We start from the raw sequence: 2,627 nt of genomic DNA, 5'->3' as shown, positions 1-2,627 counted from the left end.
ATTCACTAAAAATTTCCGACTTTTTATCCTCAATTTTCTGCCATCCTCGCTACGGCCGCTATTCTCGGACAGCCTCCTGGATGAAACGTTAAATTTTATACGTGACCATTGATGCTCAGGCAGCACATCAACTTGCCCAACTCTCAACAGGGCCGGGCAACAGTTTAACTTCAAAAAATCAAGCCCTGCCCATACGCATCAGAATTTCTTCCTTGGCCCGCAGGCGCTCCAGCTTATGCTGTGCCTCTTCTTTCTGACGCATCAGCTCATTGAACTCCATGCGTGCCTGCTGGGCCAGCTCAGAAGCAGCCCGCCGCTTCTCCTTGGCCTCCATGGTAACCTGGGTCAATCGCTCGACTTCCGCCAGCATATGGGCCGGTGTATCGCCAAGATCGGCCCCCGTTGCACCATGATCCATAGCCTCCCTGCGGATCTGCTTTTTCAGTGCAGCCAGCGCCTCATGGGCCTGACGCTCTGCAAGTGCGGCTTCTGTTGCATGATCCTTCAGGTGTTCAAAACGGGCCAGTGCCGAGCCTTCCAGGCTCCATGGGTCCAATTCTGGCAGATCCTCAATGTTGATGGTCGGTTCTTCGTAGCCTTCCTGACGGGAAATATCCAGCATGATGGCTTTCACGGCAGACACCATCAACATCACTGCAATCCCCAGCAGCGGCAGACCACCGACAATGGCTGCCGTCTGCAAGGTGGCCAGCCCCCCCATAAACATCAGCACAGAGGGCATCAGTGACAGGGTGAATGCCCAGAACAGGCGGTTCCAGCGCATGGGATCTTCTGTCACATTCGTCTGCACAACCGATGCCAGAATAAAGGAGATAGAGTCAAAGGTGGTCGCGGTAAAGATAATACAGAGCAGTGTGAACAGCACGATGACCAGATAACTGAACGGCAGCTGTTCGAGCACACTGAAGATAGCGGTTGTGGCACCTTGTGCATTGAGAATACCCACAACATCCAACTGACCAGACAACTGCAGTGACAGGCCAAAATTACCCAGCACGATAAAGTACACGGCACAGCCCAGGGAGCCACAGAAAATCGCGCCACCGACCATCTGCCTGATGGTTCGCCCCTTGGAAATACGGGCAACGAACAGCCCCATACTCGGCGCATAGACCAGCCACCAGGCCCAGTAGAAGATGGTCCAGTCCTGCGGGAAGTGAGTATCTTCAAAGGTGCCATAACCACCGAAAGGTTCTGCCCAGGTGGCCATGACAAAGAAGTTGGACAGCATCCGACCAATGGCGTCCAGACCCGTCTCCACCATAAATAGTGTGGGCCCCACCACCAGGACAAAAGCCAGCAGACCTAACGCTCCCCAGAAGTTGATATTGCTCAACAGCTTGATGCCGCCGTCCATTCCCTTGTACGAGGAGTAGGCGAACAATGCCGTACACACCAACAACACCCCGATCCGGGAGCCATTGGTGGCTGGAATACCGGTCAGATGGGTAATGCCCTCATTGATCAACGGCGCCGCCAGACCCAGCGTGGTGGCAGCACCACCGAGCAGACCAAAAATAAACAACACGTCAATCAACTTGCCCAGCGGTCCTTTACTGCGTTCTTCCCCCAATACCGGCATCAGGGCTGCAGAAACCTTCAGGACCGGGTTTTTGCGCACATGAAAAAAGTAGGCAATGGGAATAGCCGGAATCATATAAATACACCAGGCAACCGGACCCCAGTGGAAGATACCGTAGGTGGCCGCCCAGTAAATCGCCTCTTCACTGCCCGGCTCCAGCTGAAAAGGCGGTGACTGATAATAATAGGCCCACTCAATGCAGCCCCAGTAAAGAATACTGGCACCGATACCACCACAAAACAGCATGGCCGCCCAGGAAGCTGTCGTATACTCCGGTTGCTCGCTGGCATCACCGAGCTTGATCTGGCCGATATCGGAAAATATCACATAGGTCATAAACACTACGGCGGCCAGCCCCAGGCCAAGGTAAAGCACCCCCATTGAGTCCGTCATAAAGGTTTTGGCGATGGCGATCCAGTGAGCCCCTTCATCAGGAAAAAGTGCCAACGGTACAACCACCGAGATCAACAAGATAACCGCACCAAAAAAGGTCGGCTTATCAACAAGCTTAAAATGCTCTTTCATAATCTTTGGTCTTCAAGAAAGAACAGCCATTGCAGCTGTGAAAACAATAATTATCAGTTGTGTACAAAAAGTGACGTTAATTTTTCCGGCTGCATGTCCATGGAGAACATCATGCCTGACAGGCCATTCCAACCCTCCAGTTACCTGGCGGAACTTCCGAAGACATAATAAGCACAAACACCTACAAAATCTACGGAAATATCCATTATTGTGCATATTGACCAGTTTATGACACGGGCGACCCTGTCGGGCAAGGGTTTGGGGATTGCTCCACAGTGCAGGTGTCCCCGACCAGGAGGCTATTCAAGCATTGACTGACCTATTGCGGTGGCGGTAAATCGGTCTGAAAATTCGGAAATTTTTAGTAAACAGAACGACTACTCACTGAAAATTTTCGACTTTTTATCCTCAATTTTCTGCAATCCTCGCTACGGGTACGCCCAAGAGGCTGTCCGAGAATAGCGCCCGACTGGGCGTCCCCGTAGCGAGGACGACAGAA

1 protein-coding gene is annotated in these 2,627 nt (G+C 52.3%); it reads right to left on the bottom strand.

The features are described 5' to 3' along the window. Positions 1 to 178 precede the first annotated feature (178 nt). Positions 179 to 2,128 carry a BCCT family transporter gene (locus KDK14_RS03410; protein WP_257263616.1) on the bottom strand — a complete coding sequence of 650 codons (1,950 nt, stop codon included), beginning with the start codon at positions 2,126 to 2,128 and terminating at the stop codon, positions 179 to 181. Positions 2,129 to 2,627 lie beyond the last annotated feature (499 nt).

The sequence above is a fragment of the Endozoicomonas sp. ONNA2 genome (assembly GCF_024606365.1).
Lineage (GTDB): Bacteria > Pseudomonadota > Gammaproteobacteria > Pseudomonadales > Endozoicomonadaceae > Endozoicomonas.
Note: the sequence above shows the minus strand (reverse complement) of the source record. Positions and strands in the feature narration are given on the sequence as shown.